The following is a 14,157-nucleotide window of genomic DNA, read 5'->3' as shown; positions in this document are numbered from 1 at the left end:
GGTGTATCGGCGCCGGAATTCGGCAACGGGACGGTGAAGTGGGGGGCTGCCGTGGTCATTCGGCTCTCCTGCTCGGTCCGGGCGTCCGCCGAAGCTTTGACATTGCGGAGCGTATGCTATTCGATGCTCTGAGTGATATTCGATCTTCGCCGGCAGGCTCGGGTGAGGCTTGAGGTGGTCGACAGGATGGTGCCGGAGACGGTCGATTTCGTGGACGCGGAGGACCGGCCGGCCGGTCGGGGGCCGCGCGGAGAGGCTGCGGGGCTGGGCCTGTACTACCGGGTGGCAGCGACGGTCTGCGGCGACCGGGAGGGCAGGGTCCTGGTCTACCGCAGGCCGGCTCGCGCTGCCGTCTTCGGCGGCCACTACGACGTGCTGATCGGTGGATCGGTGCGAGCCGGGGAGAGTTACCGGGCTGCAGCAGCCCGCGAGTTGGACGAGGAGCTCGGAGTCAGGCCGGCCCTGCACGAGGTGTTCCGCACCCGCCACGACTCCCCGGCCGGCCCGTGCTGGCTCGCCGTCCATCGTGCCCGCCTCACCGGACCGGTACTCCCCGACCCGGCCGAGGTCGCCTGGTACGGACTGGTCCCGGCGCAGGACGTCCTGGACGGACTGCTGCACCCGTTCGTCCCCGCCGGTCGGCAGGCCCTTGTGCGGTTGCTGGGCTGAGCGACCGCGTGGCCCGGCGACCACCGGGTTCCGGGTGGATGGGTGCTCGACCGCCGGGTGCTCGGCACGTTGGCAGGCGCGTTCGACGAAAGCTTCGTCCTAACGGAAGACAGGGAAGACATCGATGACCACGACCACCTCCTCAACGCTGCCCTTCTCCGGATTCGGAGGATTCGGACCCGGACGGATCGGCGCGCAGCGGGACGGAGTTCTGCGCTGTCGTGACCGGCTGGCCCGGCGGGTGGCCGAGCGGGTTGGTCCCGACGGACTGGTGTCCGCGCCCTGTGAGAGCCGCGTCCTGGAGTCGGCCCTGCTGCTGGCGCTGCTCACCGCCGAGCAGGCTGCTTCCGAGGCGCGCGACCGGCTGGTCCGTTTCCTGAAGACCACCCTCGACATCCGTCCGCCGGACGCGATCCAGGTCGCGCTGGGCCGGGCCGCACTCGGTGACGGCGTGCCGGGTGACTCCTTCGTGGTGCGGGCGCTGGCTCCCTTCGAACACTTCACCGCCGCCCGCAAGCGCCTGATGTTCCAGACCCTGCTGGCCGAGCTCGGCGCCGCCGACTTCCCGTGCGCCTCGCTCGACGCCTTCCGGGCCGACGGTCAACAGAGCTGGCTCCAGCTGGAGATGAGAGCGCTGAAGGTGATGGCCGCGTTCGGCACCGGCGACCCGGGCGCGGTCACCGAGCAGGACTGGGCGGCGCTCGCCCCGGCCGTCCGGCCGGGCCCGCTCTGGGAGGGCAACCACCTCGCACGGCTGCTCGGACTGCTCGCCCTGCGCAAGCATCCGGCCCACCGGCCCGCCGTCCTACGGGCGTTGACCGGGGTCGTCGCGGCGCTGCGCCCGGACGGCGGCCTGCCGTTCATCACCGGGATGGACGTCTTCGCCACCGCCATCGCCGGGTCGGCGCTCGCCGGAACCACCCACCCCGCACCCCTGCTGGCCGTCATGTCGGACGGGCTCGCCGCCCGGCAGAACCCCGACGGCGGCTTCGGCTTCACCGTGGGCGTGGCGCAGAGCGACGTCGACGACGCCTCGTACGGCATCGAGTTCCTCCGCGCCGTCGCTCCTGACCGGCACCGCCGGACGATCACCGCCGCCGAGCGGTACCTGTTGGCGCAGCGCAACCCCGACGGCGGCTTCCCGACCTTCGCGCGCGGCACGCAGTCCGAGATCGCCATAACGGCGGCCGCCGTCAATGCGCTGGCCCCCAACCCCGCACACCGTGCCGCCGCCGACCAGGGGCTCGCGTTCATCACTGGTCGAGACGGTCGGAGCGCTCAAGGTGGCGGCATCCTCGAACGCAGCTGGAGCCGCAACTTCAGCAACGCCGTCTTCCGGGTCACACTGGCCTGCGACACCGTCCACCCGGGCACAGAACCGGAGTTGCGCCGCGCTGCGGTCGCGGTGAAGCAGGGGGCGGCCGAGTACCTGGCCGGGGTCCAGAACGGGGACGGCGGTTGGGGGCATCAACCCGGCGACCCCAGCGACCCGATCAGCACGGCCTACGCCGTGATCGCGCTCAGCCGCAGCCGGGCGCACGCCCCCGCGCGGCACCGGGCGCTGGACCACCTGGTGCGCTGCGAGCAGTACGGCGGCGGCTACGTCAGCAGACCCGACCAGGCCGGTCCACGGCCACTGCTGTACGACGTCCCGGCGCTGGCCGACGTCTGCGTGCTGCTCGCGCTGGCCCACGCGGTCGGGCCGGGCCGTCCGGGCGGATGGTGACCTCAGGGGGAGGGCGGACCGGGGGCGCCTGACGAGGGAGCAGGAGCCGGGCACGGACCGGCGTGAGCGTCGCCTGTGCGGGTGACGGTATTCACCCGTTGGAGTCGTCCGGGCTTCTCGGCTTGCGGCCGGACCGGTGACCGGGGTTGCATCGGTCCGTTCACGGCGGGACCGGATCACAGACTCGTCGGCCCACCATCAGCCGGCATCTCGGAAGGATCGGTCGACCGTGCTCGAAAGCACTGGGTGCTCCGTGCCCGTGACGGCTCCGGGAGCTCTGCCGCTGGTCGGTCACGCGCGTCAACTCCTTTGGGGACGACTGGCGTTCCTCGAATCCTTGCGCGATCACGGTGAGGTCGTCGCTGTCAGGCTGGGGTCGGGGCGGGCGTACGTCGTCAACGACCCGGCCCTGGTGCGCGAGGTACTCACCAAGCGGGCGGGCGAGTTCGGGCTCAGCCCGCAGTTCCGGGTGATGAAACGGATCATCGGGAACGGCCTGCTCGCCACCGACGGCGCGTTCCACCGGCGCCAGCGCAGGCTCATCCTGCCCGCCTTCCACCACGACCGGATCCGCGAGTACGCCGAGGTCATGAGTACCCTCACCGAGGCCAGGGTCAGCGGCTGGCGGAGCGGTTCGGTGCTCGACCTGGACCACGAGTTCAGCGAACTGGCCACCGAGATCGCGGTCCGCTGCCTCTTCTCCACCGGCGTGGACCAGCGCGGCGTGGACGAGATCGTCGCCGCACTACCGCAGTTGATGGCCTGGGCCGGAAGCCGGGGACTCGACCCGACCGGGCTGCTCGCCAGGCTGCCGACCGGTCTCAACCGGCGCTTCCGGCGCAGCATGGACGGCCTGAACGCCCTGCTCGGCGGGATCATCGCCGAGCGCCGGGCCACTCAGCGCGCCAGGAACACCGGAGCGGCTGCCGGTGGGGCTGTCAGTGGGGCTTCCGGCGGGGCCGGACGGGATCTGCTGTCGATGCTGCTGGAGGCACAGGACGCCGACACCGGTGAGCGGATGGCCGACCAGCAGGTCCACGACGAGGCGATGTCCTTCCTGGTCGCCGGTACCGAGTCGGTGTCCCGCACGCTCTCCTGGGCGGTCTACCTGCTCACCCGCAACCCGGAGGTCCGGCAGCGGGTGGAGCGCGAGGTGGACGGTGAACTATGCGGCAGGACAGCGCTGTTCGAGAACATCGCCCGGCTTCCGTACACCCGGATGGTGCTGCACGAGGCCCTTCGGCTCTACCCACCCGGCTACCTGATCTCGCGCGCGGCCACGGCCGACACCGAACTCGGGGGCTACCGCATCCCGGCCGGTGGAGTGGTGATGTTCTCCTACTACGCGCTCCAGCGCGACCCCGCGCTCTTCCCCGACCCCGAGCGCTGCGATCCGGAGCGGTGGTCCCCGGACCGGCCGGGCGGCGTCACCCGGGAGGCCTTCCTGCCGTTCGGCCTCGGCGCACACGGCTGCCTGGGGGAGGGCTTCGCCTGGACGCAACTGACCATCGCCCTGGCCTCGGTGGTCGCGCGCTGGGCGCTGTGCCCGGTCTCCCCGGAGCCGGTCGAGCCGGTGCCGACCTTCTCGCTGACTATCGGTGAGATCCGGGTGTCGGTACGAGAGCGGACTCCCCGGCCCCGGCGGGAGCTGCCGGAGCCGCCCGCAGTCGTAAGCGACCACGAAGATGAATCGGAGTACGACCATGTCATTCCAGGCGACGCCCGCTGAGGCGACCGGAGCACCCGAAACACCCGAAACAGCCGCAGTCACCGCTGCCACCGAGGCGGTCGCTGCGGGCAAGGCGACGTCCGACGAAGCGGTGTTCGACGAACTGAAGGGCGTCCTGCTCTCCATCGGCCTCGACGAGGAGCAGCTGACGCCCGGGATGATGCGCGAGGAGGCGGGGCTCGACTCGTTGGCCGTCGCGGAGTTGGTGCTCGTGCTGCGGCGGGAGCACGGGGTGGCGATCACCGAGGAGGAGGTCCACGACGCGGCGACTCTCGGCGAGATCGCCGAGTTGGTCGGACGGTCGCTGGTGGCGTCCCGTTGAGCCTGCCCGAGGTCTGTGTCACCGGCGTCGGCCTGATGACCCCGGCGGGGGACGGCTGGGCCGCGAGTTGGGAGCGGGTCTGCAAGGGCGTGCCCACGGCCGACCTGGTGCCGCAGTCGCAGTCGTACCCGACCCATCTCGCCTGCCGGGTACCGGGATTCGAACCGTCCCGGCTCGGGCGCGCCCGAGCCCGCAGGCCCGACCGGTGCACGGAGCTGGCCCTGCTGGCCGCGTTCGACGCGCTGGCCGATTCCAGCCTGGAGTCCTCGAGTTGGGACGGCGCACGAGTCGCCGTCGTCCTCGGGTCAGGGCTGGCCGGGGGGTTGACGCATGAGGCCGAGCACCGCGTACTGCTTGCCGACGGTGCGCAGAACCTCTCCCCGATGTCCGTCCCCAGCTCGATCGCCAACTCGTTGACCGCGCAGCTCTCGATCGAACTCGGCGCGACGGGCGTCTCGTTCACCGTCAACACCGCCTGTGCCTCGGGGGCGACCGCTGTCGGCGCGGCGGTTGACCTGCTGCGGCTCGGCCGCTGCGACATCGCCGTCGCGGGCGGGGCCGACGCCCCGATCACCCCGTACTACGTCGCCGGGTTCGATCGGCTGCACGCGATGTCCCATCGATTTGATGATCCGTCAGGCGGACTGCGGCCGTTCGACGTTGATCGTGACGGCTTCGTCATCGGCGAGGGTGCGGGCGTCCTGATCCTCGAGCGGGTGTCCGACGCCCGCGCGCGGGGCGCGCGGGTCCGGGCCCGAATCCTGGGGCACGGGTCCTCCTCCGACGCCCACCACGTGGTGAAACCCCGCCCGGACGGAGCCGGCCTGGACGCCGCCCTCCGCGCGGCGCTGGCCGACTCCGGCGCGGCGCCCGCCGACGTGGCGCACGTCAACGCCCACGGCACGGGTACGCCGCTCGGCGACCGGGTCGAGGCCGCCGTGCTGGCCGGGCTGTTCCCGCACCGGCCCTCGGTGACCTCCACCAAGGCGGTGACCGGCCATCTGCTGGGCGCGGCGGGTGCGGTGGAGGCGGTGTTCTCGGTGCTGGCGGTGGAGGGTGGTCTCGCACCACCCACCGCCAATCTGGTGACCCTCGCCCCCGACATCGAGCTGGACGTACCCACCGAGTGCCGCCCGGGTCCGATTCCGCTCGCCGTGTCGCTGTCCGCCGGCTTCGGTGGGCAGAACACCGTCCTCGCCGTCGCCCAGGCCTGACCGAAAGGCCGTCATGTCCGCTGTCCTGAACCAGGTGGTGGCCGCCACCCCGCAGGCTCCGCCACCGCCGCCCGTGCTGTCCGTGCAGGATCGCATCCTGCTCGAACTCGCGCGCCGGGGCGGCGATTCGGCCATGCACCTGGGACTGTCGCTGCTGCTGGACGGTGAGCCGCCGACCATGGAACAGCTGGTCGACCACCTGCGCGCCCGGCTCACCACCACGCCCGAACTCACCTTCCGGATCGGCGGATCACCCCGGCGCCCCCGCTGGGAGCCCGACCCGTCGTTCGACCTCCGCCGGCACGTCCACGAACACCACCTGGAGCCCGGCAGCCTCGGCGGCCCCGACGAGGTCCTGACGGAGCTGCTCGACCGGCCCCTGCCCAGGGACCGCCCACTCTGGGGCATCTGGCTGGTACGGCGGCCGAGCGGCTTCGCGCTCTGCTACCGGGCACACCACGCCTTCCAGGACGGCCTGGCGGCAGCCGAGACCGTCGAACGGCTCTTCGGCCCGCCCCCGGTGTCACTGCCGGTACCACTGCCGGTACCACTGCCGTCCGGACCCCTGTCCTCGCCCGGGAGCGAGCTCCCCGCAGTCGTACCGGACGAGCCGCTGCGCTGGAACGCGGCGCTGCTGAAGGAGCTGCTCCCGCCCATGCGGCGTACCACCCGCTGGTCGGCGCTGGACGTAGCGCCGGACAGCCAGTTGGGCGACCGGCGCGTCGCGTACACCGCCGGGGTCGAGCTGACCCGGCTGTACGGGATCGGCCGGGCCACCGGCGCGAACGTCAACCAGATCTGCCTCGCCGTCCTCACCGCCGCCCTGCGCACCTGGCACCCGGCCGACTGGGCAGCCCCGGGGCCCGGCCTGCGGGCGACGCTCGCGGTCAGCGTGCGGCCGGCCGGCGGGCTTTACCGGCGGCTCGGCAACTGCAGTGGTGTCGCGAGCGTTCCGCTGCCGTGCTCGGAGCCGTCCCCGCTGGAACAACTGCGGCTGCTGCGGGAGCAGGTCACCTTCGCCCGCTTCGCCGAGCTGGGCCGGCGGCACCGCGTCCTCTACCAGAAGATGCCCTACTGGTGCGGGAGTCTGAGCCTCAGCCGCAGCATCGACCCCCGCTACACCCCGCTGACCCTGGCCGACGTCCGCCTACGCAAGCCGCTGGCCTTCGCCGGTGAGCCCGTCGCCGCTGTCCTCCCGCTCCCGGTCTCCGTCCCGGGGCAGCCGCTCTTCGTGGCCTGGACCACCCACCGCGGCCGGCTCTCGCTGACCTTCCTCACCGACACCGCAGTCCCGGGCGGCCCGGACCTCCCCCGGCTCTGGTGCGCAGCGCTCGACGTGCTGGAGAGCGCTGCGGAGCACTCAGCCGCTCCCGGCCTCCGTCCCGGGGCAGCCGCGCTTCGTGGGTCTCCGGACCTGCCGCCGGCCTCCGTCGCCCCAGTGGGGCGGGAGGCCGGCGGCAGGTCAGCAGGTGGTTCAGGCGTGCGGGTGGGGGTACTCCGCCGAACGGTGCTGGAAGGAGAGGATGTTGGGATTGCGGATGACGCCGTCCTGGATCTCGATGGCGCGCCGGAGGGTCTCGTTGGACTGCCAGGTGCCGGGGCCGCTGAGTACCGCCCGGAGGAAGGGGAGCAGGGCCTCGCTGTTCTCCCAGGTCGCTGAGTCCCAGAGGTAGGACGGGCTGTGGTCCACGCCGTAGTAGCGGACGTTGTCGCCGACGGTGAACATCGGGTCGGTGAACGACGTGGGCCGCGCCCAGGTGAAGCCCATGCCTTCGTCGCAGGACACGTCGATGACGAGGGTGCCCGGTGCGAGCAGCCCGAGGTCCTCCTCGCTGAGGAAGGTCAGCGGCGCATCGGTGTCCTGCAGTACGCAGTTGACGATGATGTCGTGCTCGGCGAGGAACCCGGCCAGCGGCACCCGGCCGTCGTCGGTGAGGGCGTAGCTGCGTCGGGCGTCCGCTTCGTCGCGGTCGAACTGCACGATCCGCGCCGAGTGGATCGGTGAGCTGACGGCGGTGACGCCACGCTGGGTGAGGACGTCCACGTCGTGCACGCCGAGGGCGCTCAGGGCCGTCACCGCGCCTCGGGCCGTAGCGCCGAAGCCCAGGACGGCTGCGCGGAGCCGACGGCCGTAGTCGCCGGTCGAACCGATGAGCTGCAAGGCGTGCAGTACCGAGGAGTAGCCGGCCAGCTCGTTGTTCTTGTGGAAGACGTGCAGGTTGAACGAGCCGTCGTTGGTCCAGTGGTTCATCGCCTCGAAGGCGATCAGCGTCAGCCGGCGGTCGATCGCCTGCTGGGTGACCTTCTCGTCCTGGACGCAGTGCGGCCAGCCCCAGAGGACCTGTCTCTCGCGCAGTTCCGCGAGGTCCTCCGACTGCGGCTTGGCGAGCAGGATGACGTCGCATTCGGCGACGAGTTCGGCGTGTGAGCGGAATCCGGCGACCAGGTGCGCCAGTTGCGCGTCCGGGATGCCGAAGCGCTCGCCGTAGCCGTGTTCAAGATAGATGCGCCCCTGGAGGTCGGGGTCGATCCGCTCGAAGTGTGCGGGATGAATCGGCAGTCGACGCTCGTTCTCTTTGCGTGACTGGGCCATTACTCCGAGGTTGAGCTGGTGCACGTGGGCCCCTTTGATTACCTCCTGTGTAGCACAGATCCGCAGGTCACGGGCGGCCTGAAGCCTCCTGCCACACCGTCACGTTGACCGTCACGGACAACCTGGGCAGGAGCGATCGGCCCTGCCCGACCGTGTTGAATCCTGTTCAGCCGGACAGACTTGTCGGCGTCTCAGTTCGCGTGGCAGGCTTGGTGATCAACGTTGTGGAGGCACGCATGTCGAACGAACTGTGGGCCCGGCTGGAGCCGGAACCCAGCTGGGAGCCCCCGGCGATCGACACCAGCGTTGCTCACTCGGCCCGCATGTACGACCACTGGCTCGGCGGGAAGACGAACTTCGCCCCGGACCGCGAGCTCGGCGACGCCGTCGAGCGGCTGATCCCGACCATCCGCACGATGGCCCGGGAGAACCGCCGCTTCCTCGGCCGTGCGGTCCGCCATCTGGTCCGTGAGCAGGGGATCCGCCAGTTCCTCGACATCGGGACGGGCATCCCGACCGAGGGCAACACCCACGAGGTGGCCCAACTGGCCGACCCGGCGGCCCGGGTGGTGTACGTCGACAACGATCCCATCGTGCTGGCCCATGCCCGCGCGCTGATGAGCAGCACGCCGGTCGGCCGGACGGCCTACCTCCACGCCGACCTCTGCGACCCGAAGGCGATCCTGGACCACCCCACCCTCCGCGAGGTGCTCGACCTGGACGAGCCGGTGGGCCTGATGCTGCTGGGCGTCCTGATGCTGGTCGCCGATGCGGACGACCCGTGGCGGCAGGTCGGCGTCATCCTCGACGCCCTCCCGGTCGGCAGCTGCGTCGCCATCTCGCACGTCACGGCGGACTTCGACCCCGACGCCGTCGGGGCGGTGGTCGACGCCGAGGGTGAGGGCCGGATGACCTTGGAGCCGCGTACCCGGGCCGGAGTGGGCCGGTTCTTCGCGGACTGGGAGCTGCTGGAGCCGGGCATCGTGCCGGTGATGGCCTGGCGCCCGGACGGCGAGCCCCCCGCCGACCCCGAGGCCGCGTACTACTGGGCCGGCGTCGCCCGCAAGGCCGCCTGATCGCAGCAACCGGAACCGGAGCTGGAACTACAGGAACCGCAGGAACCGCAGGCGGGCGTCACTTCAGCAGGCGCGAGAGCCTGCGGTCCGCCAGCACCCGGCCGCCGGTCTGGCAGGTCGGGCAGTACTGGAGCGAGGACTCCGAGAAGACCACCGACCGGACGGTGTCCCCGCAGCGCGGGCAGGTCTCGCCGACCCGGCCGTGCACCGCGAGCCCGGCCTTCTTCTCGGCCTTGAGGGCGTCGGCGGTGGTGGACCGGGCCCGGTCGAGCGCCTCGCCGAGCACCTCCCGGATCGCCACGTACAGGCGGTGGTGCTCCTCCTCGCCGAGCGACGGCGCCAGCGCGTAGGGGGAGAGCCGGGCGGCGTGCAGGATCTCGTCCGAGTAGGCGTTGCCGATGCCCGCCAGCACGGTCTGGTCGGTCAGCACGGTCTTGAGCCGGTGGTGCGCGGCGGCCGTCAGGGCGGTCAGCACGTCCGGGGTGAAGTCCTCGGAGAGCGGGTCGACCCCCAGCCGGGAGATCCCCGGGACCAGCCGTGGGTCGCTGACCAGGTACGCGGCGAGCCGCTTGGTGGTGCCCTGCTCGGTGACGTCGAAGCCGGAGCCGTCGTCCAGGGTCAGCCGCAGGGCCAGCGGGCCGCGTCCGGCGCGGAGCGGCTCGGTACGGGCGGGGAACGAATCCCGGTGCCGCACCCAGCCGGCCCGGGCGAGGTGCAGGACCAGGTGCAGGCCCGGGCCGTCGCCCGTGCTGAGGTCGCCCGTGCTCAGATCGAGGAACTTCCCGTGCCGCCCCACCCCGGCGACGGGCTGCCCGTCCAGAGCCGAGATCGGCGGGTCGAAGGTCTTCAGCACCTGGAACGAGAGCACCTCGACGTGGGCGATCGAACGGCCGGCGCAGGCGGCGGTCATGCGCTCGGCCAGGGCTTGGACCTCGGGCAGCTCCGGCACAGTGCAAGTGTGGCGCGGTGGTGGATCGCCGTGCCACCGCGGCGCGGGTCGGACACAGGCTCTCAGCAGTTGTACAGGTACGGGGTCGTGGTGCTCAGGGCGGCGAAGCCGAGCCGCTGCAGGATCGGGCGGCTCTGGCTGGAGGCGTCGACCTGCAGGTAGTGGTAGCCGAGCCCGGCGGCCAGGGCGGCGCGGTGGGCGATCAGGGCGCGGTAGATGCCCCGCCCCCGCCAGGCGGGTACGGTGCCGCCGCCCCAGAGGCCGGCGAACTCGGTGCCGGGGTAGAGCTCCATCCGGGCCGCGCAGACCGGCAGGTCACCGGCCATCGCGACGACCATGCTCACGGTGTCCGGGCTCTGCTCCAGCTGGGCGAGCAGCCGGCTCCGCAGCCGGGTGCTGCTGGTGCCGAACGCCTGCTCGTGCACGTCCGCGACGAGATCGACCCCGGCCGGATCGGTCACCCGGTGCAGGTGGACGCCCTCGGGCAGCTCGGCGCCGGTGGGCAGGTCGCCGATCCGGGCGATCATCAGCGTCTCCTCGGGTTCGGGCGTGAACCCGGCCGTCACGAGCCGTTCACCGAGGTCCGCAGGCTGGTCGTGGGAGTACGACTTCCACTCGAACTCGCCGCCCAGCGAGGCGAAGTAGCGTACCTGCGCCGCGATCTCCGCGTCCGCCGTGGACTCGTCCAGACCGGACCAGACGACCCCGTGCCAGGCGCCGTCGGTCGCGACGTGCCGCACCACACCGCCCACCCGCTCGATCCGGGTGGCGGGGGAGTCGGCCGGTGCCTCCCGTCGCAGCTGCCGGTCGAACAGGGCGAGCACCGCATCATGATCCATCATTCGGTCATTCCAACACTGGCCCGACCGGGCCGCCACCGGGTTTCCGGGCGGGTGGAACCGGGCGGCGTCGCAGTACATCCGACCGCCATGGACAGCCACTCTCCGACGCGCAGGTTCCCCCCAACTCTGCTCGCATTAAGACGATTTCGGGACCAGGGCGTGGTGGCCCTGCTCGGCGCGGTACTGATCGGCCTTGTGTCATACCCCTCGGCGTATGCCATGCACTGCGCGCCGCCCCAACCCGGTTACGACTGCTCCGTTTCCTCGCCGCAGTGCGGGGCGCTGCCCCCGGCCTGGGCCGGAGCCCGGGTGGACTGCTGGAAGTCCTTCACCTTCACCGAACAGGCCTGGCTGGCGCTGGCCGGGATCGCCGTCATCCTGGTGACGGTCGCGCTGGGCGCCGGTTGGCTGCTCCGCTTCCGGCATTCCTGGTTCGTCGCGCTGGCCGGCCCCCTGCTGGCCTGGGCCCTGTGGTGGCAGATCGGCCTCGCCCTCCCGGGCCGCGACGGACACCTGACGCTGCTGGCCGTACTGGACGGCGCTCTCGCCCACGGTCTGGCGGCATCGCTGGCCTTCCCCGACTCCCGCTCCCGGCTGCGGAGTTACTCGGCTGCGGCAGTGGCCACGGCCAGTGCCTCGGTGGACCTGGTCCAAGTGCTCAACCTGGTCCGCTAGGACGAGTGGTGGGGTTCGTCGCCGCCGGTCAGCCCGCCGTCTCCCCGTACGCGCGGGTGAGCCGTTCGACGCCCTCGGTGACCTGGGCCGGGCCCGGGGCGCAGGCGTAGCTGATCCGCAGGTGCGGGGCCGGGGCCTCGGCGGCGAAGTACGGGCGTCCGGCGGTGACGGCGACGCCGGCCCGGAGCGCGGCGGCGGTGAGCGCGAGTTCGTCGCGGCCGTCGGGCAGCCGGAGCCAGAGGTGGTAGCCGCCGTACGGGAGCTGTGGCGGGAGCGAGTCCGGCAGCGTGCGGCGCAGCGCGGTGGCGGCGGCCCGGCGGCGGTCCCGCAGGGCGGTGGCGAGTTCGCGCAGCTGGCGGGCCCAGGCGGGGGAGCCGACCAGTTCGAGCGCGGTCTCCTGGAGGGGGCGCGGGACGAAGAAGCTGTCCACGGCCTGGACGGCGCGCAGCCGCTCCAGGGCGGGCCCGCGCGCGGTGAGGGCGCTGACCCGCAGGCTCGGCGAGGCGGCCTTGGTGAGCGAGCGGACGTGCACCACCACGCCGTCCGGGTCGTCGGCGGCGAGCGGTAGGGGCAGTGCGGGGGCGTCGGCGTGGACCAGGCGGCGGGCGAAGTCGTCCTCGATGACGAACGCTCCGGCGGCCCGGGCGATCCGCAGGACCTCGCGGCGGCGTTCGGGGGAGAGCACGGCGCCGGTCGGGTTCTGGAACAGCGGTTGGCAGACGAACGCGCGGGCGCGGGTGGCGGCGAAGGCGTCCGCGAGCAGGTCGGTCCGGACGCCGTCGCCGTCCACCGGCACCGGGACGGGCCGCAGCCCGGCGGCGCGGGCGACGGCCAGGATGCCCGGGTAGGTGGGGGACTCGACCAGTACCGGAGCGCCGGGGGCGACCAGCGAGCGCAGCGCCGTGGTGAGCGCGCTCTGCCCGCCCGCCGCGATCAGCACGTCCGACGTGGCGATGTCCCCGCCGATGTCCCGGGCGAACCACGCCCGCAGCTCGGTCAGGCCGTCCACCGGCGGCCGCTCCCAGGCGCCGGGGCGGCGTCCGGCCCGGGCCAGCGCGGCGGCCAGGGCGCGTTCGGGCTGGAGGGACGGGTGCAGATAGCCGCTGTTGAGGTCGATCACGTCGGGCGGCGGTACGGCGAGCGCGGCCAGCACGCCCGAGGCGTCGGTCGAGCGGGACGGCGGCTGCCCGGCCTCGGCGCTGAGCGCCACCTCCTGCCAGGAGAAGTCCCGGGGCGCGGCGGTCGTGGCGCGCGGCGCGGCGCGGAACACCCCGGCGCCGGGACGGGAGACCACCACCCCCTCCCCGACCAGCACGGCGATCGCCCGGGACACCGTCACCGGGCTCACCTGGAGACGCTCCACCAAGGCCCGGCTGGACGGCAGCTTCTCACCGACGGAGTAGCGCTCCAGCTCGGTCCGGAGCCTGGCCGCCAGTTCACCCACACTGCTACGCTCGTGCATGACAGTACAAGATAGCGCTATTCAGTCGAGGGCGATAGCAGTCGGCAGTGGCACGACCCTCGCGGGCCTGGCCGTGCTCTCGTTCTCGTTCAGCTTCCCCGCCACCGCCTGGGCCCTCCAGGGCTTCGGCCCGTGGACGGCGACCGGCCTGCGCGGCGTCCTCGCGGCGGCGGTGGCCGGGCTCTGTCTGCTGGTCCGCCGGGTGCCGCTCCCTGCCCGCCGGCACCGGTCCGGGCTGCTGGTGGTGGCGGCGGGCTGCGTGGTGGGGTTCCCGCTGCTCACCACGCTCGCGCTGCGGACCTCCTCCACGGCGCACTCGGCCGTCGTGATCGGCATCCTCCCGCTGGCGACCGCAGCGCTGTCGGCGCTGCGCACGGGCGCCCGGCCGACCCGCACCTTCTGGTGCGCCGCGCTGGCCGGGGCGGGCGTCGTCCTCGGGTTCACGGTGCAGCAGAGCCACGGCGGGCCGTCCCTCGCGGACCTGTACCTGTTCGGCGGGCTGGCGGTGTGCGCGGCGGGATATGCCGAGGGCGGGCGTCTCGCGCGGGAGCTGCCGGGCTGGCAGGTGATCGGCTGGGGCGTGCTCGCGGCCCTGCCGGTGACGGGGCTTACCGCCGTCCTCGGGCTCGCGGCCGAGCCCGTCCGGTTCACGGCGCACGCCGTCACGGGCCTCGCGTACGTCGGGTTGTTCGCCCAGTTCGGTGGTTTCGTTCTCTGGTACCGGGGAATGGCGGCGATCGGCGTACCGAAGGCCAGTCAGCTGCAGCTCGCCCAGCCGCTGCTGACCCTGGTCTGGGCGGTGCTGGTGCTGGGGGAGCACCCGTCCCCGGCCGCGCCGGTCACGGCGCTGGCGGTGCTCGGCTGCATCGTGGTCACCCAGCGCACGCGCGGCTGACGGCC

At 72.6% G+C, this 14,157-nt stretch carries 12 protein-coding genes and 1 pseudogene; 9 read left to right on the top strand and 4 right to left on the bottom strand.

Translation table 11 applies throughout. From position 1 onward, the window contains the following. The first annotated feature begins 186 nt into the window (after positions 1-186). From P3T29_RS05110 to P3T29_RS05085, 6 genes and pseudogenes are all read left to right on the top strand, one after another. On the top strand, positions 187-669 hold the full coding sequence (locus P3T29_RS05110; RefSeq protein WP_280715054.1) for an NUDIX domain-containing protein: 483 nt from the start codon (positions 187-189) through the stop codon (positions 667-669). Between the two features lie 124 nt (positions 670-793). Next, the gene (locus tag P3T29_RS05105; protein WP_280715053.1) at positions 794-2,395 is read left to right on the top strand and encodes a terpene cyclase/mutase family protein; all 1,602 of its coding nucleotides are present in this window, start codon (positions 794-796) and stop codon (positions 2,393-2,395) included. 229 nt (positions 2,396-2,624) lie between these two features. Further along, on the top strand, positions 2,625-4,124 hold the full coding sequence (locus tag P3T29_RS05100) for a cytochrome P450 (RefSeq protein ID WP_280715052.1): 1,500 nt from the start codon (positions 2,625-2,627) through the stop codon (positions 4,122-4,124). Next, a complete protein-coding gene (locus P3T29_RS05095) occupies positions 4,099-4,446 on the top strand; it encodes an acyl carrier protein (protein WP_280715051.1) in 348 nt (115 codons plus the stop codon). The genes P3T29_RS05100 and P3T29_RS05095 overlap by 26 nt, the downstream gene beginning before the upstream one ends. Beyond that, on the top strand, positions 4,443-5,660 hold the full coding sequence (locus P3T29_RS05090) for a beta-ketoacyl-[acyl-carrier-protein] synthase family protein (RefSeq protein WP_280715050.1): 1,218 nt from the start codon (positions 4,443-4,445) through the stop codon (positions 5,658-5,660). Before P3T29_RS05095 ends, P3T29_RS05090 begins: the two co-directional genes overlap by 4 nt. A gap of 13 nt (positions 5,661-5,673) precedes the next feature. Further along, positions 5,674-6,939, top strand: a pseudogene (locus tag P3T29_RS05085) (wax ester/triacylglycerol synthase domain-containing protein); the annotation flags it as partial. A gap of 195 nt (positions 6,940-7,134) precedes the next feature. On the opposite strand, the gene P3T29_RS05080 reads toward P3T29_RS05085, so the two are convergent. Next, positions 7,135-8,277, bottom strand: a complete 1,143-nt coding sequence (locus P3T29_RS05080) for a N(5)-(carboxyethyl)ornithine synthase (protein WP_280715049.1) — start codon at positions 8,275-8,277, stop codon at positions 7,135-7,137. Between the two features lie 212 nt (positions 8,278-8,489). Here P3T29_RS05080 and P3T29_RS05075 point away from each other — a divergent pair, with 212 nt between their 5' ends. Further along, positions 8,490-9,329 (top strand): SAM-dependent methyltransferase, encoded by an 840-nt coding sequence (locus P3T29_RS05075; RefSeq protein ID WP_280715048.1) that lies wholly within the window; start codon positions 8,490-8,492, stop codon positions 9,327-9,329. A 58-nt stretch (positions 9,330-9,387) separates the two neighbouring features. Here the strand turns inward: P3T29_RS05075 and P3T29_RS05070 are convergent, their stop codons facing one another. Both P3T29_RS05070 and P3T29_RS05065 read right to left on the bottom strand, forming a co-directional pair. After that, positions 9,388-10,278: a DNA-formamidopyrimidine glycosylase family protein gene (locus tag P3T29_RS05070; protein ID WP_280715047.1), complete on the bottom strand. Its 891-nt coding sequence runs from the start codon at positions 10,276-10,278 to the stop codon at positions 9,388-9,390. Between the two features lie 62 nt (positions 10,279-10,340). After that, positions 10,341-11,117, bottom strand: coding sequence for a GNAT family N-acetyltransferase (locus P3T29_RS05065; protein ID WP_280715089.1), 777 nt, complete (start codon positions 11,115-11,117; stop codon positions 10,341-10,343). Positions 11,118-11,207: 90 nt separating this feature from the next. Between P3T29_RS05065 and P3T29_RS05060 the strand changes: the two genes are divergently transcribed. Next, positions 11,208-11,795: a hypothetical protein gene (locus tag P3T29_RS05060; RefSeq protein ID WP_280715046.1), complete on the top strand. Its 588-nt coding sequence runs from the start codon at positions 11,208-11,210 to the stop codon at positions 11,793-11,795. Positions 11,796-11,823: 28 nt separating this feature from the next. Here the strand turns inward: P3T29_RS05060 and P3T29_RS05055 are convergent, their stop codons facing one another. Continuing rightward, positions 11,824-13,257, bottom strand: a complete 1,434-nt coding sequence (locus P3T29_RS05055) for a PLP-dependent aminotransferase family protein (protein ID WP_280715045.1) — start codon at positions 13,255-13,257, stop codon at positions 11,824-11,826. Between P3T29_RS05055 and P3T29_RS05050 the strand changes: the two genes are divergently transcribed. Beyond that, positions 13,256-14,152, top strand: coding sequence for a DMT family transporter (locus P3T29_RS05050; RefSeq protein WP_280715044.1), 897 nt, complete (start codon positions 13,256-13,258; stop codon positions 14,150-14,152). The genes P3T29_RS05055 and P3T29_RS05050 overlap by 2 nt on opposite strands. Positions 14,153-14,157: the final 5 nt, after the last annotated feature.

The organism is Kitasatospora sp. MAP5-34 (genome assembly GCF_029894335.1).
GTDB lineage: Bacteria > Actinomycetota > Actinomycetes > Streptomycetales > Streptomycetaceae > Kitasatospora.
The sequence above is the reverse complement of the archived record's forward strand: the minus strand, read 5'-3'. Positions and strand labels throughout refer to the sequence as shown.

Excerpts from the sequence above, each read along its gene's own strand:
- P3T29_RS05110 (WP_280715054.1), top strand. The coding sequence starts at position 187 with ATGGTGCCGGAGACGGTCGATTTCGTGGACGCGGAGGACCGGCCGGCC.
- P3T29_RS05105 (WP_280715053.1), top strand. The coding sequence starts at position 794 with ATGACCACGACCACCTCCTCAACGCTGCCCTTCTCCGGATTCGGAGGA.
- P3T29_RS05095 (WP_280715051.1), top strand. The coding sequence starts at position 4,099 with ATGTCATTCCAGGCGACGCCCGCTGAGGCGACCGGAGCACCCGAAACA.
- P3T29_RS05075 (WP_280715048.1), top strand. The coding sequence starts at position 8,490 with ATGTCGAACGAACTGTGGGCCCGGCTGGAGCCGGAACCCAGCTGGGAG.
- P3T29_RS05065 (WP_280715089.1), bottom strand. The coding sequence starts at position 11,117 with ATGGATCATGATGCGGTGCTCGCCCTGTTCGACCGGCAGCTGCGACGG.
- P3T29_RS05060 (WP_280715046.1), top strand. The coding sequence starts at position 11,208 with ATGGACAGCCACTCTCCGACGCGCAGGTTCCCCCCAACTCTGCTCGCA.
- P3T29_RS05050 (WP_280715044.1), top strand. The coding sequence starts at position 13,256 with ATGACAGTACAAGATAGCGCTATTCAGTCGAGGGCGATAGCAGTCGGC.
- P3T29_RS05055 (WP_280715045.1), bottom strand. The coding sequence starts at position 13,257 with ATGCACGAGCGTAGCAGTGTGGGTGAACTGGCGGCCAGGCTCCGGACC.